The organism is Adhaeribacter aerolatus, assembly GCF_007991635.1.
In the GTDB taxonomy this organism is placed as follows: domain Bacteria; phylum Bacteroidota; class Bacteroidia; order Cytophagales; family Hymenobacteraceae; genus Adhaeribacter; species Adhaeribacter aerolatus.
This window is the reverse complement of the sequence record NZ_BJYS01000001.1, coordinates 451,536-474,625: the sequence shown is the minus strand read 5'-3', so window position 1 is coordinate 474,625 and position 23,090 is coordinate 451,536. Positions and strand designations below refer to the sequence as shown.

15 protein-coding genes are annotated in these 23,090 nt (G+C 44.9%); 2 read left to right on the top strand and 13 right to left on the bottom strand.

The features are described 5' to 3' along the window. Positions 1-298 precede the first annotated feature (298 nt). From AAE02nite_RS01980 to hemE, 13 genes are all read right to left on the bottom strand, one after another. On the bottom strand, positions 299-1,750 hold the full coding sequence (locus AAE02nite_RS01980; RefSeq protein WP_146894746.1) for a SusD/RagB family nutrient-binding outer membrane lipoprotein: 1,452 nt from the start codon (positions 1,748-1,750) through the stop codon (positions 299-301). 11 nt (positions 1,751-1,761) lie between these two features. Beyond that, complete coding sequence (locus tag AAE02nite_RS01975) at positions 1,762-5,067, bottom strand: SusC/RagA family TonB-linked outer membrane protein (protein ID WP_146894745.1); 3,306 nt, start codon at positions 5,065-5,067, stop codon at positions 1,762-1,764. A gap of 1,146 nt (positions 5,068-6,213) precedes the next feature. Next, positions 6,214-7,845, bottom strand: coding sequence for a RagB/SusD family nutrient uptake outer membrane protein (locus tag AAE02nite_RS01970; RefSeq protein ID WP_246150726.1), 1,632 nt, complete (start codon positions 7,843-7,845; stop codon positions 6,214-6,216). 16 nt (positions 7,846-7,861) lie between these two features. Further along, the gene (locus AAE02nite_RS01965) at positions 7,862-10,993 is read right to left on the bottom strand and encodes a SusC/RagA family TonB-linked outer membrane protein (protein ID WP_146894744.1); all 3,132 of its coding nucleotides are present in this window, start codon (positions 10,991-10,993) and stop codon (positions 7,862-7,864) included. Positions 10,994-11,297: 304 nt separating this feature from the next. After that, a protein-coding gene (gene prfB / locus AAE02nite_RS01960) for a peptide chain release factor 2 (protein WP_146894743.1) occupies positions 11,298-12,375 on the bottom strand; the annotation gives its coding sequence in 2 pieces (ribosomal slippage) (positions 11,298-12,314 and positions 12,316-12,375; 1,077 coding nt in all). Between the two features lie 187 nt (positions 12,376-12,562). Further along, positions 12,563-13,627 (bottom strand): branched-chain amino acid aminotransferase, encoded by a 1,065-nt coding sequence (locus AAE02nite_RS01955; protein ID WP_146894742.1) that lies wholly within the window; start codon positions 13,625-13,627, stop codon positions 12,563-12,565. Between the two features lie 92 nt (positions 13,628-13,719). Further along, positions 13,720-14,268, bottom strand: coding sequence for a cob(I)yrinic acid a,c-diamide adenosyltransferase (locus AAE02nite_RS01950; RefSeq protein ID WP_146894741.1), 549 nt, complete (start codon positions 14,266-14,268; stop codon positions 13,720-13,722). A gap of 46 nt (positions 14,269-14,314) precedes the next feature. Beyond that, entirely contained in the window at positions 14,315-15,031 is a 717-nt protein-coding gene (locus tag AAE02nite_RS01945) for an ABC transporter ATP-binding protein (protein ID WP_146894740.1), read from the bottom strand. Between the two features lie 95 nt (positions 15,032-15,126). After that, the gene (locus AAE02nite_RS01940) at positions 15,127-18,177 is read right to left on the bottom strand and encodes a tetratricopeptide repeat protein (RefSeq protein ID WP_146894739.1); all 3,051 of its coding nucleotides are present in this window, start codon (positions 18,175-18,177) and stop codon (positions 15,127-15,129) included. Between the two features lie 28 nt (positions 18,178-18,205). Beyond that, positions 18,206-18,493, bottom strand: coding sequence for an Asp-tRNA(Asn)/Glu-tRNA(Gln) amidotransferase subunit GatC (gatC, locus tag AAE02nite_RS01935; protein WP_146894738.1), 288 nt, complete (start codon positions 18,491-18,493; stop codon positions 18,206-18,208). Then, positions 18,435-19,235, bottom strand: coding sequence for a lysophospholipid acyltransferase family protein (locus AAE02nite_RS01930; RefSeq protein WP_146894737.1), 801 nt, complete (start codon positions 19,233-19,235; stop codon positions 18,435-18,437). The genes gatC and AAE02nite_RS01930 overlap by 59 nt, the downstream gene beginning before the upstream one ends. 77 nt (positions 19,236-19,312) lie before the next feature. Beyond that, positions 19,313-19,873, bottom strand: coding sequence for an NUDIX domain-containing protein (locus AAE02nite_RS01925; protein WP_146894736.1), 561 nt, complete (start codon positions 19,871-19,873; stop codon positions 19,313-19,315). 93 nt (positions 19,874-19,966) lie between these two features. After that, positions 19,967-21,004, bottom strand: coding sequence for a uroporphyrinogen decarboxylase (hemE, locus tag AAE02nite_RS01920; protein ID WP_146894735.1), 1,038 nt, complete (start codon positions 21,002-21,004; stop codon positions 19,967-19,969). A gap of 231 nt (positions 21,005-21,235) precedes the next feature. Between hemE and AAE02nite_RS01915 the strand changes: the two genes are divergently transcribed. After that, on the top strand, positions 21,236-22,312 hold the full coding sequence (locus tag AAE02nite_RS01915; protein WP_218033424.1) for a glycoside hydrolase family 76 protein: 1,077 nt from the start codon (positions 21,236-21,238) through the stop codon (positions 22,310-22,312). Between the two features lie 153 nt (positions 22,313-22,465). Further along, positions 22,466-23,041, top strand: a complete 576-nt coding sequence (locus AAE02nite_RS01910; RefSeq protein ID WP_146894733.1) for a SixA phosphatase family protein — start codon at positions 22,466-22,468, stop codon at positions 23,039-23,041. Positions 23,042-23,090 lie beyond the last annotated feature (49 nt).

Sequence of the window (23,090 nt, the reverse complement as noted above, 5' to 3'; positions counted from 1 at the left end):
GGGGTGGGTAGCTGTAAATTTTAAGGTTAGACCTTTGCTTCTTTCTGGTAATATTTATTCAGCTTATTACCCAAACCCTACTAAATTTAGCTTTGTAAAATAATATAGCGAGCTATGGCATTGCGGAAAGCAAACTATTAACTGTTTTTAACTTAATATATTAAGATTTAAATTAACAGAAGTTTAAGTTTAGCAGTAATATAAAAGCGTTAACCAGTTATATCGGTTAACGCTTTTTAAATTTTGTATTTACTACCCGGAAAAGAGCCGGATAGTACCTAGGTCAGGAACTACGCGGCTAAAATTTATCCCAGAATACTTTAGAAGTAACCACATCACCTCCAATAGCGGCGGCAGCCGCATCATAATTAGTGGTATTCAGGTTAGCTTCGGTAGTGGGGTATGGTAAGCGAAGCGGAATAGCGGATATGGCAGCGGCTGGTTTTTCCAGGTTAGGCGCATCCAGTCTTCTCCATTCAGTCCAGGCTTGAGTAGGCATATTATACAGCGCTATCCATTTCTGCGTACCAATTTTCTGCTTATAATTACCCGGAGCAGTAAGATAATTTACGCCAGGTTTTAATAAATAAGCAGTTGCTTCCGCTTCCGTTCCGCCCCACTCCAGAATAGAGGCCGTAACACCGGCATTGTAATGCGCAATAGCAGTACCGCCAACGTTAAATCCTCTTTCAACGGCTTCTGCTAACAGGAATTCAACCTCAGAATAGGTTAGCAACATACCCGGCAGCGTAGGATTCTCCAGCATAGTTCCCGGAGCTGAGCTGTTTTCGTAGCTGTTTGGAGCGCCTGGGGTTCCGCCTTTAAAAGTAGAAGTTGTTCCTACTGGTTTAAAATACTCATTTAATCTGGGGTCGCCGGTGGCAATCATTTTATCAATTAAAGTGCTCGCACCCACAAAGTCGGCCCGGCCGCTTTGTACCAACGATTCGTAAAGCTGGTTGCGGTTAGGCAAAGCAGACAGGTAAGTTATTTTGGCATTATCAGCATTTGAAGTAAATACTTTGGGCGCTGCTGCCTCGGCCATTGTTTTTGCTTTGGCTGCATCTACGTCGGCCAGCGTTAAGGCCAGGCGTAACTTAAGCGAGTTGGCAAATTTTACCCAGTTCTCTACTTTACCGGCGTAGTATAAATCACCAGTGCCTAAACCGGCAGCAGACACATCAAACATACCAATTGCTTTATCCAGGCGGGTAACCAGGTCACTATAAATGGCTGCATCATCGTCGAATTTTGGTAGCACATTTTCCGCATTCAGGGCTTCAGAATAAGGAATATCACCAAAAGTGTTTACCAGTACCGACCAGGCATAAACTTCCAGCACTTCAACAGATGCCAGTTGGTTATTTTTAACTTTCTCTCTGGTGGCTGGGTCCGCAATGGTGCTGAAAGCATCTTCTGTAATAATTTTTTTTCCTTCATTCAGGTCACTTAATACATCGCGGTATAAAGGATCCCAGAAAAAGCGGTTGATAGACCTGGTTTGAATAATAAACTGGCTTTCATCGGGGTAGGTAGTAGCTGCCCAGTGCTGCACATAAAACCGGAAAGGGTTTATGTTATAGTCGGGGGTGTTTATAGTATTGGCCAATACCCGCTGGGCATTGCCTACCAAACTTACCGCCGGAACAGTAGTTGCCGCTTTGGGATTCAAGTTATCATATTCATCCAGGTCTTTACACGATGTTGCGAATAGTAGCGCCGGGATGCAGAATAAAAGTATTCTTTTCATTTTTTGTTTAGTTAAAATCTAAATCTTAAGTTAAAACCAATATTGCGGGTAGTTGGGTAAGAACCAGACATATAACCCATTCCGTAGTTACCATTACCACCAGAACCTAAGTTATCTTCCGGATCGGCATAAGGTACATGTTTCTTAATTATCCATAAGTTACGGCCGGTTAAGGAAACATCTATACCTTTAAATGGCGCTATTCTGGTCATTACGGTAGCAGGTAAAGAATAAGTTAAAGAAGCCTCTCTTAATTTAACAAAGCTGGCATCGTAAACATGCATTTCCTGCGGCTGGTTATAACCATAAACCCCCTCTGTATTGGCTATTCGGATATCGTTAGTAGAGCCATCTTCTTTTACGCCCGGGAAAATTATACCACCACTGGTAGGTCCATAAGTACCATCAGTATTTTCAACCACCGGACTTCTGGATGGATTACCTAAATCGTTTAAGCCGGCAGTTTCCGGATATAACCCAGTACCATAACCATAATAAGTATCGAGGTTAAACAGTTTTCCTCCCTGGCGTACATCTACTAAGAAATATAAAGAAACACCTTTATAAGTAACCGTATTGGAAAGACCTCCTAACCAGTTCGGGTTTGGATCAGCAATTACGGTGGTAGAAGGTCCTATTTTGTAAAGGCCGTAACGGGCATCATCCGGATCAGAAACAATTACTTTATTGCCATTGTCGTCGTATACAAAGCTACCACCCCGTATGGTTCCGAAAGGCTGACCAACCGATGCATTAGAAGAAACACCTCCCTGGTAGGTAGATAATACTAAGTTCTCAGTACCTGGTGCCAAAGAAAGTACTTTGTTGCGGTTGCGGGTCCAGTTGGCATTCAGGGTCCAAGAGAAGTCGTCGGTTTTTACAGGCGTAACAAAAGCGGTAAGTTCAACGCCTTTGTTTTCTACTTCTCCGGAGTTTACGAATCTGAAATTATAACCACTGGTGGTCGAAACCTGAATCGGAATAATCTGATCTACTGTATTTGATTTGTAAAGCGTTACATCAAATCCTAAACGGCTGTTAAAGAAGGCCATTTCAACCCCACCTTCCATACTTTTGGTTCTTTCGGGTTTCAGGTCAGGATTGTTGCGGGTATTAGGCAGCGAGTATAACGGAATAGAACCAAAACCACCTACTGCTGGCCGGGTAGAGCTGTTAATTTCCTGATCTTGTTTACCGTAAACATTAAATACAGAATAAACAGGAGCATCGTTACCTACTTCGGCATAGTTAAGGCGGGCTTTACCGTAAGACAACCACGGCGTATCTTTAAATAATTCAGAGAAAACAAAGTTGCCGGCTATTGATGGATAATAATATACGTTATTGCCTTTTGGCAAAGTAGAAGATTTATCTCTCCGGCCAGTTATATCCAAAAATACCATTTCCTTAAAACCAAAAGTGGCACTGGCAAAGTAACCATCTACCCCGTAACGCTGATCGTTTTCAATGGGCGGGTTAAGGGGGTTAATGGAGTTAGACAAAGAATAAATCCGGGGAACTACTAAACCACCGCTGGTTTGCGCAAAAATGGAGTTAATCATGTGTCTCCGGAAGTTACTGCCTACCAAACCTCTGAAGGTGAAGTCCTCGGTTATGTTCTTGTTAAAGTTGGCAATCAGGTCGTAGTTGGTTTCGCGGGATGTGCGGTTATAACGGGAGTAAAAAGGAGTACCGGTGCTGCCAATGGCATTTCTTTCTTCCTGTAACTCGTCGTAAGAATCCAGGGTAACTCTACCCATAACATCAAACCAATCGGTAAACTTATAAGTAGCCATTACATTACCGAAGTAGTGGTAACGCTCATCATTCTGATAATTTTCGTAACGTACCCAGTAAGGATTATCAGAATAGATTGGCCGTATATCAGTGGCGCTTCTGGTATTCCAGGTAATATTCTGGCGATTACGGAAATAAGCGTCCTTCTGCTCTTTCAAATCTACGTTGGTCTGGAACCATTCTCTGAATTGCTGCATCGGGTTCCAGGAGTCGTAACCAGTACCGTAGCGGCCTAAACCATCAATTTTGGTAAAGTTAACACTGGCACTTGTCACCAACTTAGAGGTTAAATTTAATGAACCGGCAAAGTTTACCATGTTCTTATTAATCTCGCTGTTTGGCAGGATACCTTTGTCTTTGGTATTGGTATAACCCAGTTTAAAAGTACCAGCCTCATTACCCCCGTCGATGGTAATATTATTGTTGAATCCGTTGGCATTTCTTAAAAAGTAGCTCGGATCATTTTTGGCAGCTACCCAGGGAGTTGCCTGGCGGAATAAAGGAGAAGCCGGATCTAAGGAGTTCCACTGGTAAACATTCAGGCTTGGATCAAAGGCACCACCATAAGAGGCATCTTCGGTAAACGGAACTACTAAATCAGGCGTACCGTCGCCGTTCATATCGCGCTGGTTAAAGAAAGCATCTTCGTCGGGGCCGTAATAAGGACCATAGCCGGCGCCGTATTGATCCTGGTATTTCAGGAAAGTGCTTTTGTCAACAAAGCCCATGTTGGCACCGGTGTTCAGGGTAACATTAATCTTGCCTTTCTGGCCTTTTTTGGTTGTAATCAGGATAACCCCGTTTGATGCCCGTGAACCATAAAGAGCGGTAGCCGCAGCACCCTTTAATACAGTTACCGAAGCAATATCATCCGGGTTTACGTCGGCACCTACGTTACCGTAATCGTAACCACCACGGCCAGTATACTGGTCAGACTGGTTGGTGTTAGCATTACTGATAGGAACACCATCTACCACAAATAATGCCTGGTTGCTGTTATACAAAGATTTGTTACCCCGGATAACAACATTGGTAGAGCCACCAAGCGTATTGTTTTGCTTGATATTTACCCCGGATACTTTACCGGATAAAGAGTTAATAAAGTTAGGATTACGGGCTTTGGTTACTTCCTCTCCGCCTACCTGAGTTGCGGCATAAGGCAAGGAGTTGCGGCTTCTTTCCACACCTAACGCGGTTACCACCACTTCGCTTAATTGTTTGGCATCAGTGGCTAAAGGAACGTTTACAGTAGTGCTATTACCAATTGCTCTTTCAGTTGTGGTATAACCGACAAAACTAAAAACAAGTGTGGTACCTCCTTCAGGAACATTAATGGTGTAATTACCAGTAGCATCGGTGGCCGTACCAACCTGCGTACCCTTTACCAATACAGTTACCCCCGGCAGACCTTCGTTGCTGCTCTGGTCGGTTACTCTACCGGTTACGGTCCTGGACTGTGCCATTGCATCCTGCAAAAACACGGTTAGCAGAAAAAGGCTTATGAATAGAATTTTTTTCATGTGTGTTAAAATTTTGTTTTTTGTTAATCAGAATGGAGAATCAGGCTAGTAGAATAAATTTTAGGGCGGTATTCTGGTATTTGCATCTTTACGGTTGAAAACCATTGGAGAAAAATTAAAATTAAATTGATGGAATATTTATATTTATTTAATAAATAGAAACCCGCTTCTTTAAATATTTTAGTTTACCCCTTATTTTCCGATAAATAAGATTATAGAAATAGTTTAGGTTATATAGTCCGGATATGCAGTGGGAAATTGATGGTGGGGAAGCACATCAAGTTTTGGCCGTTTAGATTTGTGTGTCGGTAGTACAGAATAACTTAAAAATAGAAGGTTTGGAAACCTTGCGCGAATTAGTAGAATTCATCTCATAAAGCTAAATATGTTAACGTAATTTATAGCTACATGCATACTATTACTACCTAATGTACGAGGGTTTTTAATAAAAGTATAAGGATTATCTATAATATTATTAAATTTATAAAATATGTAAATTTATATTACGTGATATTAAACTAATTTAATCTTTTACTAAATATTTGCTATTGAAATATATTATATATTAAAATTTACATATTTTTATAATATTTCATTTATTAACTCAGCTAACTGCTTCAAAGGGCTTTTTCAAGAGATTCAAATAATTAAGCTTAAGCTTTTGTAGTGCGTTTGACTTTGGAAAAAAAAATAAATAGGAAGTAAATTTTAAAATCCAGCCAGGTGATTGGTGGTTGCGGAGGCTGTGTTTTCTTTTTAGTTGGTTTTAAAATTGGTTGGCTAAAATTCCTGGCCGCGGATGATGTAAGGAGTATTAGCAAGAATTACAATTTCTAACCCAATTCTGGCTTTTTGATTTTAAGAAATTACTCCTTTTTCTACTGGTTTATTTTTAAGACTTGTTGCTCGCGTTAGAATTAGAAAGACCGAATAAGAATAAAATATTAAATATTACTACTTTTTTGCTGGTTTTACCTTGGGTTATTGGTAAAGGCGCAGTAACCCTGGTGAGTTCTTAATGCAAATACAATAGAGCTTATAAAATAAGCAGACTTAAGTTTAAAGCCTTCTACTATGCATAGAAATACGGGAATAAAAAAAGCCAGCTATTTAGCTGGCTTTTTTTATTCCCGTATTGGTTAAAATCTACCAACCCGGGTTCTGCTGTCCGGCTAAAACCGGATTTGAGCTTACTTCGGTAGATGGGAAAGGCCAAACGAATTTAAAACTATTTGGATCGTTGTCGTAAGGAATAGCTGGTACGCCCAGGATCGCTGGTCTTACTACGCCACTGGCTGCATTGTAATCGGCGGTGGTAACGGCTGTTTTAGGCCCAACTTTCTGCGGAATGCCTTTATAAACGTACTTGCCCTCAACAGCCAACCGGTGAATGTCGGCCCAGCGGCGGCCTTCAGCCAGAAATTCAATCCGGCGCTCATTTACAATAGCCTGGATGAGCGTATTGTTGTCGACCATGGTAACTAAAGTATAAGGAGCCGTTGCTCTGCCTCTAACGGCATTTAGTAAAGCCAGGGCGCGCGGGTTTAAAGGAGAAGTACGGGCAATTGCTTCCGACAAGTTTAATAACACTTCGGCGTACCGGATAATAGGGGTATTATCGGTAAGGGTGGCCACATCTTTATACTTGGTGGTATAATAAAACCCAGTACCGGCTCCTTTCGCAGTCAGTAAAGTTCTCCGGGTATCATCGGCTGGCCAGAAAGTAGCATTGTAAATAATAGGGCTTACAGCCACCAGAAAACGGCCGGTAGGTGCATACATAGAAGGCAGCGCGCCGTTTACCCCGGGGGTATCACCAGTAGTGTTATCAATAGAGAAGATAGACTCGGAGTTGCCCTTATTGCCAGCGGTAGTAAACGGACCATCAGGAGTAGCCGTTAATGTGTAACTGCCAACCGGGCTGACAAACGGAGCAGCGGTCGGAACCAGCTTATTCCCTTCGGTAATAACCCCCGCATAATCCTTTTTGTGTAAAAGTACCCGCGTTTTTAAAGCAATAGCTGCCCCTTTGGTGGCCCGGGTTAATTTTAAAGCCGCATTGGTACGAGTGGCCGGAAGATTGCCTTCGGCCGTATTTAAATCTTCGAGCATTTTATCGTAACACTCTTTTACCGTGTTACGGCCCTGTGCCTGCGCCTCGTCTACGCGGGCGCCGGTGTTAATGGCACTGGTACGGTAAGGCACGCCCGGATGAGAAGCATCAGCTGTATGATCATAAGGACGGGCAAAATGAACCAGTAGCTCGTGGTGCGACAAAGCCCGTAAGAACAATAACTCGCCCTGGTACTCTTTTAACTGCGCTTCGGTAATAATCTTGCTGGTAGCAGCGGCCGGTAAAGCTTCCAGAACCACATTGGCGCGGTTTATTAACGCGTAAAGCGTTTCCCACATGTGCTGGTTATTCGCCGTGGCCGGGCTGTAGTTATTTTCGTAGGTAAGCGCATAAAATGCTTCGTGGTTAAACATGTCCTCACCCCGTACATCGCCCTGTTCTACCGAGGCAGCACCGAAAGGATACCCCCGGTTATTAACAAAGCTACCCAGGTAAAACCCACTTTGGGCAGCATCATAAACCCCGGCAACGGCCAGTTCTACGCGCGCGGCGTTCTCAAAAGCAGCCAGTTCAGTTATCCGGTCGGCGGGGGTAAGTTCCAAAACTTCTTTGTCGCAGGAGGTAGCCATTAACAAAGACAAAGTTAAAGCGGGTATGGTAATAACCCGTTTCGCTTTACTTTTTAAAATATTTATATTTTTCATTTTTAAATCTTAATAATTAAAAGCCTAAGTTTAAACCAAAGGTTAGTACACTTTGCTGCGGGTTAGAATTGTAATCTACCCCGATACCGGTGTAATTTTCCGGATCCAGACCGGTGTAGTTCGTCAGGGTCCAGATATTTTGGGCTTGGGCGAATAAACGTAAGCGGTTAATATTTACCCGGTTAGAAATTCCTTCGGGCAGGGTATAACCTAGTGTAATATTATTTAACTTTAAAAAATTACCGCTCTCGGTGAACCGGCTGGAGGCTTCGCTTTCCAGGTTAGTAAAGGAGTTACGGTTGGTATAAAGCCTTGGCGTAACACCGTCACCTGGTATTTCTGGGCTCTGCCATCTGCCTAATATTTCGGTGCTGTTATTTTCAAACAAAGAGGTTAATAAATCAGCCCGGGTACGGTTAAACACTTTGTTGCCGCCGGAAAAACGGAAGAAGATATTTAAATCGAAATTCCGGTAGTTGAACGTATTGTCAAATCCACCAAACCAGGTAGGTAAGCTATTGCCAAGAATTTTTTTGTCTTCGGTAGGCGATAGAGAAGAAGCCGCGCCCAAAGCCACCGGATTAGCCGGATCGTAACCTACGTAGGTACTGTTATTAATATTGCCCTGAATTAAAGTACCGTTACCTTTCCGGTAAAGTGGGTTGCCATTAGCCGGATTTACGCCTTCGTACTGGTAGCCGTAAATGGCGTTAACCGGCTCGCCTACCCGCATAATTGTATAAATACCAGAAGTAGTGGTAAGGAAAATATCCTGGCCATTAACCAAGCCGGTAACTTCGTTATGTTGTGTAGAGAAATTTAGATTGGTATTCCATTTTAAATTAGCCGTGTTTAATACGGCACCGCTCAGCGTAAACTCTAAACCATTGTTAGATACCCCGCCAATATTCCGGTAAATCAGGTTGCTTGGTACGCCCAACGAAGGGGGAGTAGGCGCACCTAATACAATATCGTCGTTATCTTTTTTCCAGTAAGCAAACTCGAAGTTAAAACGGTTATCTAATAAACCCAGGTCTACGCCAATGTCAAAAGATTTCTGGGTTTCCCACTTTAAAAGCGGATTTCCGGTATTGCTGAAACCAATACCAGCCTGCGAGCCGTACTGGGCCGGACCATAAGAGCCCAGGTAAGGGTAATTACCACCAACTATATTGCTGTTACCTACTACGCCGTAGCTACCTCTTATCCGTAAATCACTGATGTAATTATTTACACCACCTAAACCTTTAAAGAAATCTTCTTCTGAAATACGGTAGGCAGCAGATGCCCCCGGGAAGTAACCCCAGCGGTTCTCCGGAGAAAGTTTAGATAAACCATCGGCCCGGATAGAAGCACCCAGGTAATATTTGTTTTTAAAGTTGTAATTCAGACGGGCCAGGTAAGACGATAAGCCATTCTCTTCCTGATCGCCGTAAATATTCTGGTTGGTAATAGTATTGCTGATAATATTTTCTTTGTATAATCTATCAGAAATACCAGAACCCGATGCTTGGAAATAGGAGGTTTTGTATTTGGTATACTCGGCAACCAACGTGGCATCTAAATTATGCATGCCGTTGATGCTTTTGTTATAAGATAAAATATTCTGCCAGTTCCAGCGGGAAGTTGGTGAATAAATCTGATTTAAAATACCATTGGCATTTTGGCCATCGCCGTGGCGGGGATCCAGAAACTGGAAGTCATCGGTAAAGCTTAAGTCAATGCCGCCTAAAGTCTGGAATTTTAAATTATCAATTAATTTAAAATCCAGGAAAGTGTTGCCGATTATGCGGTGCGTGGTTGCTTTCCGTACATTGTTTTCCAGGCCAAATATTACATTCGGAATATTATTGGCAATGGTAGTTAAGTTTGCGCCCCGGCCCAATGTTCTGGGGTTTGAATCATCGAGATTATAACCAGTAGGGTCATTTTTATCGTAAACGGCCACGTTAGGCAGCATCCGGATAACCGAAAAAGTATTACCCGATAAAGAGTTGGCATCGGTTAAGGTACCATTGTTTTCCTGGCGCGACAGGCCCGCCTGTATGCCAAAATTCATCCATTTGGTTACTTTCTGGTCCAGGTTAGAACGGAGCGTATACCGTCTTAAATCATTCGCAACGGCTATACCTTCCTGGTCGGTGAAACCCAGGGAAACATAATATTTGGTATTTTCGGAACCGGCCGTGGCCGAGAAACTGTGGTTCTGCTGGAATCCGTTCCGGTACACATAATCGTTCCAGTTGGTGTCGTCGGTACCTAATACGGCCGGCAGGGGAGCAGTAGGGTTGGCATTGCGCGACATTTCGTTTTTAATTTCCACAAATTGTTCGGCATTTAGCAAATTGTGTAGTTTGGTAGCTTTGGCCCAACCGGCATAAGTATCGTAATTAAATTTTACCTGTCCGGCTTTACCTCTTTTGGTAGTAATTAAAATTACACCGTTAGATGCCCGGGAACCATAAATAGCAGTGGCAGCCCCATCTTTCAGAATTTCAAAAGATTCGATGTCGTTAGGGTTAATATCACCCAAAACGTTGGCGGGGGTGTATGTGCCAAAATTACCGGTAAAAGAAGGTACGCCATCAATTACAATAAGCGGGGTGCTGTTGCCGCCGGCCGCCGTGCTGATAGAGTTAACGCCCCGGATGCGGATATTGGGCGGAGAGCCCAGAATACCGGAAGAACTTTGCACCTGCACGCCGGAAGCCCGGCCAGCCAATTGCTGATCAAAGCTGGGCGTGGCCAGGTTGGCAATTTCTTCGCCTTTAACCTGCGATATAGAGCCCGTAACATCCCGCTTTTGCTGCGTTCCGTAACCTACCACTACTACTTCGCCCAGTTGCTTGGCATCTACGCCCATGTTTACATTAATAGAAGACGCGTTACCAATTGCACGTTCGATAGTGGTGTACCCGATAAAGCTGAAAACCAGGGTTGTGGCATTTGCCGGTACTGATAAGGTGTAATTGCCATTTACATCGGTAGAGGTACCAACCGGGGTTCCTTTGGCTAGTACCGTCACGCCCGGCAGGCCTTGCTTGCTGATGTCATCGGTAACTGTACCCGATACGGTCTTGTTCTGAGCCCATGCTTCCTGAAAAAGCACAGTGAACAGGAAAAGACTCAAAAGTAAGAGTTTTTTCATTTGTTTGTTTGTTCGTTTGTTTGTGGATGTTAGTATAGAAATTCTTCAATATTAAGGAGGAATCTCTTAATAACCAAATGTTTGGCGATACCTTTGGTTTAAAAAGGTATAGAAATAGTTAAATTTTTTACTTATTTAACAGAAGGGGCTTAATGGTGAATTTTTTGCGATAGCGGGTTCAGAATGCATAAGAAATTTAAAAAAATATAACCACTGGGGCCTAAAAAAAGAATCAGGTAATAAAATTACAAATTGTAATTTTATTACCTGATTGGTAAAGTGCTAATTCATAGCATATTATGTGTTAACTTTGCATTAAGAAAGCCTTTATATAATCATCAATATCACCGTCCAGCACATTCTGCACATCGGAGCGTTCCAGGCTGGTGCGTAAATCTTTAACCAGCTTGTAAGGGTGCAGCACATAGTTCCGGATTTGCGAGCCAAAGTCGATGCGTTTTTTGGTGCTTTCGAGCTTATCGCGTTCTTCGTTGCGTTTATCTATTTCTATCTGGTACAGGCGGGAGCGGAGCATATTAATCGCGTGCTCTTTGTTCATCAGCTGCGAGCGCTCTATCTGGCATTCTATTACGATACCTGAAGGTTTGTGCTTCAGTCGCACGGCCGTTTCTACTTTGTTTACGTTCTGGCCGCCTGCACCACCCGAGCGGAAAGTATCCCACTCAATATCGGCCAGGTTTATCTCAATATTAATGGTTTCGTCGACGAGTGGGTAAGCAAACACCGAAGCAAAAGACGTATGCCGCCGACCACCGGAGTCGAACGGTGAAATGCGGACCAGCCGGTGCACGCCAATCTCGGATTTCAGGTAACCGTAGGCAAAGTCGCCGTTAATTTCTAAGGTCGCCGATTTAATACCTGCCCCATCGCCGGCCTGGTAGTTTAGCTGCCGTACAGTATATTTATGTTTTTCGGCCCACATAATATACATGCGCATCAGCATTTCGGCCCAATCCTGACTTTCGGTGCCACCGGCGCCAGGGTTTATTTCCAGCACGGCACTGAGTTGGTCTTCTTCGTTACTGAGCATCCGCTTAAATTCCAGTTGCTCAATAGCGGCCTCGGCTTTAGCAAATTCCTGCTGAATATCTTCTTCCGACACATCGCCTTCTTTGTGGAAATCGAACAGCACCTCGAATTCCGAAACAGCATTTTCGGCTGCTTCGTACTGGTCGGTCCAGACTTTGGTAGCCTTAATTTCTTTTAACAAGACTTCCGCTTTCTTCGGATCGTCCCAGAAGCCCGGTGCCGTAGTGGTTTTTTCTTTTTCGTTTATTTCTTCTTTTTTGGCATCGTAGTCAAAGATACCTCCTCAAAGCCTCTGCGCGGCTTTTTAATTCTTTTACCTGGTCTTGGGTCATTTTTGCGTTGTTAGTATTTAGTATTTAGTAGTTAGCTTTTAGTTGTAAGTAGTTCGGACTTACTGTTAATTGATAATTGGTAACTGTTTACTGTTAAAACTGTTTCCAGTAAAAAGCAAAAGTTGTAAGCAGTAAGCGCCATCCTGACTGATACTTACTACTTACAACTTATTATTTAAAACTTCAATTATACTTTTACTACCCAGCCGTGGGTATCGGCTTTTTTGCCAACCCGGATGTCGTTTAGTTCCTGGGCCAACCGCGGGGAATATTTACGGAGATCTATTGGTGGTAATTCAAAGTCGGTACCCCGGAAGCCAATGGTTTGGATGTGCGATATAACGGCAGCAGTGCCGCAACCAAACGCTTCCTGTAGGGTGCCGTTCTGGGCCGCTTCCATTACCTCTGCTACCGAAACCTTCCGCTCTTCTACTGGTAAGCCATGGTCTTTGGCTATCTGAATAATGGTATCACGGGTAACACCGGCTAAAATAGAAGTACTTAAAGCCGGGGTAATAAGCCTGTCGTTGATAATGAACATTAAGTTCATGGTACCCGATTCTTCAAAATATTCATGGGTTTTACCATCGGTCCAGAGTAACTGGTGGTAGCCTTCTTCGGCGGCTTTTTTAGCCGGATACAGCGAACCGGCGTAATTGCCGGCGGCCTTGGCAAACCCAAATCCGCCTTCTACCGACCGGGCAAAAGTTTCTTCTACCTTCACGCGCAGCGGCATAGAATAATACGCGTTAACCGGGCAGGTAATAATGGCAAACCGGTAAGTATCGGAAGGTTTTACCCCCAGGAATTCGCCGGTGGCAAACATAAATGGCCGGATATACAGTGAACTACCCGTTGTGGTCGGAATCCAATCCGCATCCAGGCGCAACAATTCTTTTAAACCTTCCATAAAAACATCTTCCGGAAAAGCCGGCATACACAAGCGATCAGCCGATACATTCATCCGGCGCAGGTTGGCCTGGGGACGGAATATACTAATCTCGCCGTCTTCGTTTTTATAAGCTTTCAGGCCTTCGAAAATGGCCTGGCCGTAATGCAAAGCCGGGTTGGCCGGACTTAAACTAAAGTTCTGGAAAGGCACAATTTCCGGGGCCTGCCACTCGCCGTTAACAAAATCCGATACAAACATGTGGTCGGAAAAGGTCTGGCCAAATTCTAAGTTGCTGAAATCAACTTCCGGCAACCGTGAATTATTTGTTTTCTCTATATGGATGGTTTGGGTCGAAAGCATAGCTAATTATGAATTATAAATGATATATTAAAAGTTACGGCTTTAACTGAAAGCGGTTTACGCTGTAAAACTAATATTTTTATTTAATTATGTTACAGGCGCGGTTTCCAGGATATTTCTTCGGCCCCGAGTTCGTACGCCATTTTACGGGCCAGCACAAATAAATAATCAGAAAGCCGGTTTAAATATTTAATTACCAGTTCTGCCACAAACGATTCTTCCTGCAAGGCAATCACCAGGCGTTCGGTGCGGCGGCAAACCGTACGGGCCACGTGGCAGAAAGAAACCGATTGGTGCCCACCGGGTAATACGAATACTTTCAGCGGCGGGATTTCGGCGTTCATGGCATCTATCTCCTTTTCCAGCAACGTAATATCTGCTTCGTGCAGATCCGGTATTCTCTTGGTTTCTTTTTCCGGGTCGGAGGCCAGCGTAGCGCCAATGGTAAATAACCGGTCCTGAATTTCCCGCAGAATAGTAAGGCGCGCGGCGTTTACCGGCTGGTCGCTGACCAAACCAATATAGGAATTCAGTTCGTCTACGGTGCCGTAAGCATCAATGCGCAGGTGCGATTTGCGAACCCGGGTGCCGCCAATTAACGACGTAAGACCCTGGTCGCCGGTTCGGGTGTATATTTTCATAATTCTGAGGTCGTGGCTAATAAAGTAGCCGGTAACAAAGGCGCTGTTAAGCGTGTTCGTGGTGGGTAGCTATTTCGGTATTTAGGTGGTCGGTTTCGATTAGGCCGTCCCGCAGCCGCACTATGCGGTGTGCGTATTTGGCAATATCTTCTTCGTGGGTAACCATAATAATGGTATTGCCTTTGACGTACAGGTTTTCGAACAAATCCATTATCTCGTACGAGGTCTTGGAGTCGAGGTTACCGGTAGGTTCGTCGGCCAGAATAATGCTGGGGTCGTTTACCAGTGCCCGGGCAATGGCAACCCGTTGCCGCTGCCCACCCGATAGCTCGTTGGGTTTGTGTTTGGCCCGCTCGGCCAGGCCTACACTTTCCAGCACGTGCATGGCTTTTTCGTTCCGGGCCGTTTTGCCGTACCCTGCGTAAACCAGGGGCAGGGCTACGTTTTCGAGCGCCGTGGAACGGGGCAATAAATTAAATGTTTGAAAAACAAAACCAATTTCTTTGTTCCGGACTTCGGCCAGTTCATTATCGGTCATGTTGCTCACGTCTTTATCGTTCAGGATATATTTGCCGCCCGATGGCGTATCGAGGCAGCCGATTATATTCATGAGCGTTGATTTACCGGAACCCGACGGACCCATAAAAGCCACGTATTCGCCTTTCGCAATTTCTATCGAAACACTCCGCAGGGCATGAATGGTCTCGGTGCCCATGCGATAAACCCGCGATAAGTCTTGTGTCAGGATAAGGGATTTGCTCATTGCTAAAAGCCGTTACTTTCTGCAAGATACAGTTTTAGCTTCTAAAGTTAAAAAAACCGGGCTAAAACTTGCCGGTGCCTGCTGGGTACTGCCTTTTACTGACCACCAATGCCTAAAGAATTCAGCCTTTGGTTTACTTTGGCTTCGTATTCCTGCCGGAAAGCAGTCAGCTCGGTGGGCGAAACTAGTTTAGCCAGTTCTTCCAGCGCGGTTTCAGCGAAACCGCCGTAGCCTACTTCTACGCTTTGCAAAATATAAGCTTTATATACTTCCGGCTCGTTTGGATTGTAGGTAATGCTGTTGAGTAAAATATCGTAAGCCTGGTTTTTACGCGATACCTTGGTGCTGAAAAAATTAGCGGCCGCCAGTACAGCTGGTACGTGGTAAGGCATGGCCGTAATGGCCTGGTTGTAATATTTACCGGCCTCCTGTATTTTGCCGGTGCGTTCGGCTAAAGCCGCCTGGTAATATTTCTTCAGGTGCAAGTCCGGTCCCTGGAAATACATCCGCGACAAAGCTTTTTCCAATTGCGGCAACTGGTTGTTTTGCAGCATTATTTCGGCTTGCAGCACGTTTGCTTCCGATAATACTTTGTTTTCCTGATCTAACTGGGGCAGCAGCATTTCCAGGGTTTGCATGGCCGCGGGCCAGTTCTGGTAAGCCACGTGGTAAGCGGCCAATTTTTTCTGCGCTAATTTTTTCAGGTCCGGGTTTTTAACCGTACTGGCAATGGCCGCAAATTCTTCGCCGGTCAGGCTGTTGTTATATTGGTTTAACTGCAGGTACTGTACCTTAGCGGTATCGCTGTTGTTAATTACTACCTGCGCCGGCGAGGCCTGCATTAAAAAAGTTAGCTGGTTGGCCTGGGCTGCCACCGCCGGGTTTTCCGATTCGGCTAACTGGCCGGCTAGCAGCAATGCGTCTGTGGCCCGGTCGGGTAAGAAGGCCAGTGCGTACAGGTAGTGCAACGCCGCATCGGGTAAGCCTTTGGCCTGCGCCTGCTCAAAGTGGTTGGCCGCCGCCCGGTATAGTTTCTGATCCAGCAAATGCAGGCCAATTAAATCCAGCAGGTAAGCCGAATAATTTTCTTCGGTACCGGCCAGGTTTTCGAGGGTGGTGCGGGCGGCCAAAGTTTGGTTCAGGCGCTGCTGCACCAGGGCTTTCATCAGTTTTAAATCCAGGTGGTATTGCTGGTTTTCTTCACTGGCCAGGTAGGTGTTTATTTTATCCAGCGCTTGTTTATTTGCCGGGATCCGGTTCTGTAGGATGCCGTGGTAAAAGCCCGTAAAATCTTCGGGTCTTAATATTCTTGCAGTAGGTAAAGTTAAGTTTTCGGTCTTTAGCTTTTGTTTTGTAAAGCTTTCCAGCAGCAGCAGGTTACTGGTCAGGGGCAGGTGTTGCACGGCATCTTGTTCCCGGGCCAGCGCTATGGCTTGTTTGCCCAACCCGCTCAAAAGGTAAAAAGCCAGCTTATTACTCGTAATCGTGCTTTCCCATTGGTTTTGTGCCACAGCCTGGTCAAAGAAATAATCTGCCGAATCGACCATGGGGATAGAAGCGTAAACCAAGGCCTGGTTATTTAAAAGCGGTACATTGTTTGGGAATTTGCGCAGCCCTTCTTTTAAAGAAAACATGCGGTTAAAGAAATGTTGCCGATCGGGATATTTATTGGCGAGGCGGATATATAATTTGGGGTTGGGATAAAGTTTTAAAGCTTCATTTAGCTGGTTTATTTCGCTTTGTACATACTCTTTTTCGCGGTAAATGGCCGATTGGGCATAAGCTGCTTTTACGTTGTTGTGCTCATAAACGCTGCTTTCCGAATAAAACTTCAGCGCCAGAATATCGCTGTCGGTCGCTTTGTAAAAATCGCCCAGGTAATTATAATAGCCGGCTACGGCCCGGTCGTAAGTAGCATAATTGGTCCGGAATAAAAGAGCCACGAGTAAAATGGTACCCATGATATATACCGTGTAAAACGGTATAACAGTAGGTTGAAATACCACCCGGTATACCCGCAGCCGCTGGTTTATCAGCCGCCCGAAATTAATGAGAATATAAACCAGGAAAATAAGTCCGTAAGCCAAATGGGTGTAAACAATGAGGTCCGTAAAGGTGCGGGCCAGCGCATCGTTGGCGGTGGCAAAGGCATAGCCGATGCTCAGGAAAGTAATAGCCGCCAGTACCAGGTACAGCATAGCAGCGCCGTTCTGAAAAGACAACCAGTTCTCGTACACCTTTTCCCGCCGCTGCGTACCCCAGAAACCAATAAAGGCCGAAAACAGCAAAATGAGGAAACTATTGAGCAGCAAAATTTCTACTTTGAATAAGTCGGCGATGCGGGCGTAAAGCAGAATCAGGTTAAATAAATACAGGCCGCAAATCAGCAAAAACTGCCACAAGCCAAACCGGCGCGCCGGGTTTTCGGCCTGGGTATTAAACCAGAGCAGCCCATGAATATTTTCGAATGAAACCCAGAAAATAAATAGCAGCGCGGCCACGATACCGCCCGCCGAACTGTAATGCAATAAGTGCAGCGTAACCTGGTTGGGCGTAAGTGGCGATACGACATACAGAAAAATACCAATACCGGCTACAAGGAAAGTGAAAATGATTAATCGCCAGGTAAAAGTAACCTGCGTAAAAAAAGCCTGCAGCAAAAAAGTGGTGCCACCCAGCAGGGTAATAATAGAAATTAATAAATATTGCTCCTGGCTGCCGAAAATGCCTAATAAATCGAAATTAAAGGTGGTTAAAAACAGCATGAGCAGCAAAATGGCCGCAAAAAAGGCGAGCTGCCGGAACGTGCTGATGAGTGCCAGGAAATATATAAGGCTAATGGCCAGAATAGCCAGGAAAAGGTTAGCCGCTACCAGATTGGGCCGCGGCAATCCGGCTTCAAAGTGCTCGGTAATAACAAACCCTTTCAGCTGTACCGGAATTTCCTGTAGCAGCACCTGAATGCGGTCTACGGGTAAATTAACGGCTTCGGCTTCGGTAATTATTTCCCAGGGCACCGTCAGGTCATCGCCAATAAAATAATAATAGATGGCCGCCACCAAGGCTACGAGGGTGGTAAATACTAAAAAAAGAAAAGGATACCGGGTATCCTTATTCATGGCATTACTAAAAAGAGAAATATTCATCTAAGCTGGTTAATCTTATTCCGGAATATTAGTCCAGTACTTTGGGTACCCTGAAATAATCGGAATCTTTTTTCGGAGCATTACGCAAACCTTCTTCGTGGGAAATGGCATTATGGGCAATATCTTCGCGCAGCACATTTACTTCTTCTGACAGGTGCGTTAAAGGCTCTACCGCCGAGGTATCCAGTTCGCGCAGTTTATCCATCCAGTCCAGAATCTTGTTCAGGTCCTGCATCATTTCCTGCTCTTTGGTTTCGTCAAATTCCAGACGGGCTAAGTGTGCTAGGTTCCGGATGGTTTGTATATCGATGTTCATGTACGTGTTTGGTTAGTTCGTTTTGAATGAGGGTAAAAGTTTTATTTTTCAGGGCCGGCAAATCGGCCAGGGTAAGTCCTACGGTAGAAATGGGTTCGTGAATAATCATTTTAAGCGGATGCCACCGCACAATAAATTTGCCATCTACATCGGGTAAAAAAATGTGGTTAAACGGCATGGTAACGGGCACCAGTGGCGTTTGGGTTTCGATGGCTAATTTAAAAGGTCCGTCTTTAAAGGGCAGCATTTCTACGCCGGCTGTTTCGGCAATGGTGCCTTCCGGAAAAATAACAATGCTGCGGCCTTCGGTTACGGTTCTTTTAGAACGGATGTATGAGCGCGCACTGCTTACCGGGTTGCGCCGATCGACGGTAATGTATAATTTTTTGTAAATAGGTCCCCACAAAGGCACTTTGGCCAGACCTTCTTTGCCTACAAAGTTTAAAAAACCCGGTATAGTTTGCAGCAGCAGCGGAATATCGATGTACGAGCTGTGGTTGGGCGTAAAAACGTAAGTGGTGTTGGAGTTTAAGTGCTCGCGACCTTTAATCGTAACCGGCAGGCCGTACAAGCGTAACTGCAAACCCGACCAAAGCCGGTTTAGGGTATGCGCATATTGGTACCAGGCCGGGCGGGAGGTAAAGAGCAGGAAAAGCGGATAAAACAGGAAAAACGGCAGCAGGAAAGAAACCACGCACCAGGCAGCATAAATTTTCCGGAATATCGCAACTACAAATCTCATCAGCCTCAAAAATAGGAATAATGTAGTTAAAACCACAGGTCAGGCCCAAAAATTCCAGGTTGCGGCTTTTTGCCTGTTTACGGGTGCCGCTCGCGTAGTATTTTATGGGCTTTTAAGATACCGGCCACGCTGATGCAGTCGGTAATTTCGTTATTCATTACCATCTGCACGGCTTTGGCAAAAGGCAGTTTTTTTATTTTGAGGTCTTCGGTTTCTTCAAATTCGGTTTCGCCGGCTATTAAATCCTCGGCCAGAAAAACAAAGCCTTCTTCGTCGGTAACGGAGTTGGAGGTATGCAATCGGGCAATATTCGTCCAGCGTTGGGCCGTAAAGCCGGTCTCTTCTTTCAGTTCCCGCTTCGCCGATTCGAGCAAATCAATTTCGATTAAGCCACCGCCCATGGGTATTTCCCAGGAATATTCATTCAGCGCATAGCGGTATTGCCCAATCAGGTAAGTATTGCCCTCGGCATCAATAGGAATAATGCCAATAGCTTTGTTTTTCATGTGCACCACCCCGTAAATACCCCGGCCCCCTTTGGGGTTTATGACCTGGTCTTCGCGTACGCTAATCCAGGGGTTATCGTAAACAGATTGTGTAGAGAGCGTTTGCCAAGGATTAACGTGTTCGTCGTGCATGAAAATATTAGCTTAGATAAAGCGTATTGTACCGGAATCATTAGGTTTTGGTTTGATTCAAATTTATACCGCTGTTAATAACAGCTATTGCCATTACTCAGGTTGATGCCGGTATTCTTTAACACTTTCCACAAAGCACCGAACTTTATCCGGCGCCGTGTCCGGGTAAACACCATGGCCTAAGTTAGCAATGTGCCGGTCGGGGCCAAATGCCTGCAGCATTTTGTGGGTTTCGGCTTTAATCTGGTCGAAAGAGCCGTACAGGGCACACGGATCCAGGTTGCCTTGCAAGGATTTATCTGGGCCAACGGCTTGCCGCGACGTAGCAATATCCATATTCCAGTCCAGGCCAACGACGCTGCAAGGGTAATTAGCAAAATCCGGCAAGGCAAAAAAGGCACCTTTGGCAAATACAGTAACCGGTACTTCGGTAATGGCAGCGCAAATCTGGTTAATATATGGTCCGGAAAACTCGCGGTATTGGGCCGGCGAAAGAATGCCTGCCCAAGAATCGAATATTTGCACCAGGTTGGCTCCGGCCACTACCTGGGCTTTTAAATATTTAATAGTGGTTTCGGTTATTTTCTGCAGCAGCAGGTGGGCCAGTTGGGGCTCGGTATAAAGCATTTTACGGGCTTTGGAGAAGGTTTTAGAGCCGTGCCCTTCCACCATATAAGCCAGAATAGTCCAGGGAGCGCCGGCAAAACCCAGCAGCGGCACCCGGCCATTCAGGGCTTTTTTCGTAATCCGGATAGCTTCGTATACGTATTCCAGTTCCAGGTGCGCATCCACCGACCGCAGTTCTTCTACATCGGCCAAACTCTGGATGGTTTTCGGAAAAGAAGGGCCCCGTTGCTCAATCATATCGTAAGGCAAGCCCATGGCTTCGGGTACCACCAGAATATCCGAGAAAATAATAGCGGCATCTACATCCAGAATATCAACCGGCTGAATGGTTACCTCGGCGGCCAGTTCGGGCGTTTCGGCCAGTTCTTTAAAACCACTTACACTGCTGCGCACCGCGCGGTACTCGGGTAAAATGCGTCCGGCCTGGCGCATGAGCCATACGGGCGTGCGTTCTGTTTTTTCGCCGCGGGCGGCGCGTAAAAGCAAATCGTTTTTTAGCTGCATCCTGCAAAGATAAGCGAACCGCCGGAAGGTTAAAATTTCTGCCTTAAAAGTTAGCGCTGCTAAAATAACTTAGGGTAAGATGAGTAGTGCCATTTGGCCATGCAAGAAATTGCTGCGCGAAAGGAAAGGCGGAGAAGTTGAGCTAGGCAAATGTGGTTTTAACCCGCCTCGCTTTTTTTCAAAGAAACACCATGTATTTAACCCGAAACAGCTTAATTTACCATTTGGTAGATGAAATTTATTATGAAAAGAATATTGCCTTTCCTGTCCTTTTGTCTCTTCCTGATTGGTACCCTGCAGGCGCAGCCTGATTACAAAGGCCGGATAAAAATCATACACGATAATATTTATAAAGAATTTTACAATCCAGCCGCCGGATTATTTATGGAGACCAACGATAAAAGTAAGAACGACAACCCTTACTCGTACTTATGGCCTTTATGCGGTTTAATTCAGGCCGCCAACGAAATGGAGCGCCTGGAACCAGCTAAAAAATATATGGAACCGGTAATGAAAGCTATTCAGCAATATTACAATACTACCCCGCCTGCGCCGGGTTACCAGGCCGTAATTGCCAAAGCCAAAGTTGATACCCGCTACATCGACGATAACCAATGGATTGGCATTGCCTACATGGATGCTTATGCCCGCACAAAAGATAAAAAGTACCTGGATTTGGCAGGGGAGATTTACCGGTTTATGATGACGGGGTACGATTCGGCCTCTGGTGGTGGTTTGTACTGGCGCGAAAATGATAAAACCACTAAAAATACCTGTTCGAATGGCCCCGGCATTATCCTGGCTTTACAGCTATACCAGGCCACGAAGCAAAAGAGATATTTAGAAACCGCGCAGGAATTATACGCCTGGACAAACAAGTACCTGCTGGCGCCGGAAGGCGTTTATTACGATGCGGTAAAACTGCCCAGCCTGAAAATTGACTCGGCGACCTATACTTACAATACCGGTACCATGCTGCAATCGAACGTAATGCTGTATACCCTTACTAAAAATAAAAAATACCTGCAGGAAGCACAACGGATTGCGCAGGCCGCTGAAAAGCATTTTTACCGGAAAAACAAATTGCCCGACCATTACTGGTTTAATGCCGTGTTTCTGCGGGGGTATCTGGCCTTGTATGAAGTAGATAAAAACAAAAAAAGATTACAGTTTATTATAGATGATGCCGAACGAGTATGGCAACAGGAACGCGATAGTAAAAACCTGCTGGGCAAAAAACGGGAGAAAACATTAATAGACCAGGCCGGTATGCTGGAAATTTATGCCCGCCTCGCGAATGTAAAATAAGAAGCATTCGGGTGTGTTTTTAGCTAAAAGTAATTTCTTAAAAGTGCTTGTTATAGTGGTACAACCAGGTAGCTGAAATTAATTATTAAATAATTGTTATGGTTTTAACCCGAAAATAAGTAGCTTATAACCCAAATCTACTATTTTGCTACGATGGGTCGTTATTTGCTCCTTTTTGTTTTAATAGTAACAGGGTACCTTAATCTGGATGCCCGGCAGTCTGGTAAAGAAAAAATCAGCCGTGAACTGGCAACAGTGCAGGCCGGAACTACTACGGTTTACGTGGTCAGGCACGCTGAAAAAGACACCCGTAACTCCAACGACCAGGATCCGGAATTAACAGATGCCGGCCGAAAAAGAGCACTGGCTTTAAAGGCTTATCTGGAAGATGTAAAAGTTGATGCCTTTTTCTCAACACCTTATAAGCGAAACCAGCAAACCATAACGCCACTAGCCCAGGGCCGCCCTATTCAGTTTTACGAATCACATGCTTATACTTTGCTCCGCGATAAAATACTGGCGGAATATAAAGGCAAAACGGTAGTAGTGGTTGGTCACTCCAACACGGTACTGCCCATCATAGAAGCTTTTGGCGCTAAAAAACCGATATCAGAAATTACGGACAGCGATTACGATAATATTTTTAAGCTAACGGTATCGCCCAAAGGCAAAGCGCGGGTAGAGGCGCATAAATTTGGAGCACCAATGGCCGCTACTTCAAGGCTGTAAAATACCTTTAAAGCACATTCTCCAGACTTATTTTTAGCGCCTAATAAAA

What these genes read in the sequence shown, in the direction of transcription:
- AAE02nite_RS01980 (WP_146894746.1), bottom strand. Translation starts at nt 1,750, where the DNA reads ATGAAAAGAATACTTTTATTCTGCATCCCGGCGCTACTATTCGCAACA.
- AAE02nite_RS01975 (WP_146894745.1), bottom strand. Translation starts at nt 5,067, where the DNA reads ATGAAAAAAATTCTATTCATAAGCCTTTTTCTGCTAACCGTGTTTTTG.
- AAE02nite_RS01970 (WP_246150726.1), bottom strand. Translation starts at nt 7,845, where the DNA reads ATGAAAAATATAAATATTTTAAAAAGTAAAGCGAAACGGGTTATTACC.
- AAE02nite_RS01965 (WP_146894744.1), bottom strand. Translation starts at nt 10,993, where the DNA reads ATGAAAAAACTCTTACTTTTGAGTCTTTTCCTGTTCACTGTGCTTTTT.
- AAE02nite_RS01955 (WP_146894742.1), bottom strand. Translation starts at nt 13,627, where the DNA reads ATGCTTTCGACCCAAACCATCCATATAGAGAAAACAAATAATTCACGG.
- AAE02nite_RS01950 (WP_146894741.1), bottom strand. Translation starts at nt 14,268, where the DNA reads ATGAAAATATACACCCGAACCGGCGACCAGGGTCTTACGTCGTTAATT.
- AAE02nite_RS01945 (WP_146894740.1), bottom strand. Translation starts at nt 15,031, where the DNA reads ATGAGCAAATCCCTTATCCTGACACAAGACTTATCGCGGGTTTATCGC.
- AAE02nite_RS01940 (WP_146894739.1), bottom strand. Translation starts at nt 18,177, where the DNA reads ATGAATATTTCTCTTTTTAGTAATGCCATGAATAAGGATACCCGGTAT.
- gatC (WP_146894738.1), bottom strand. Translation starts at nt 18,493, where the DNA reads ATGAACATCGATATACAAACCATCCGGAACCTAGCACACTTAGCCCGT.
- AAE02nite_RS01930 (WP_146894737.1), bottom strand. Translation starts at nt 19,235, where the DNA reads ATGAGATTTGTAGTTGCGATATTCCGGAAAATTTATGCTGCCTGGTGC.
- AAE02nite_RS01925 (WP_146894736.1), bottom strand. Translation starts at nt 19,873, where the DNA reads ATGCACGACGAACACGTTAATCCTTGGCAAACGCTCTCTACACAATCT.
- hemE (WP_146894735.1), bottom strand. Translation starts at nt 21,004, where the DNA reads ATGCAGCTAAAAAACGATTTGCTTTTACGCGCCGCCCGCGGCGAAAAA.
- AAE02nite_RS01915 (WP_218033424.1), top strand. Translation starts at nt 21,236, where the DNA reads ATGAAATTTATTATGAAAAGAATATTGCCTTTCCTGTCCTTTTGTCTC.
- AAE02nite_RS01910 (WP_146894733.1), top strand. Translation starts at nt 22,466, where the DNA reads ATGGGTCGTTATTTGCTCCTTTTTGTTTTAATAGTAACAGGGTACCTT.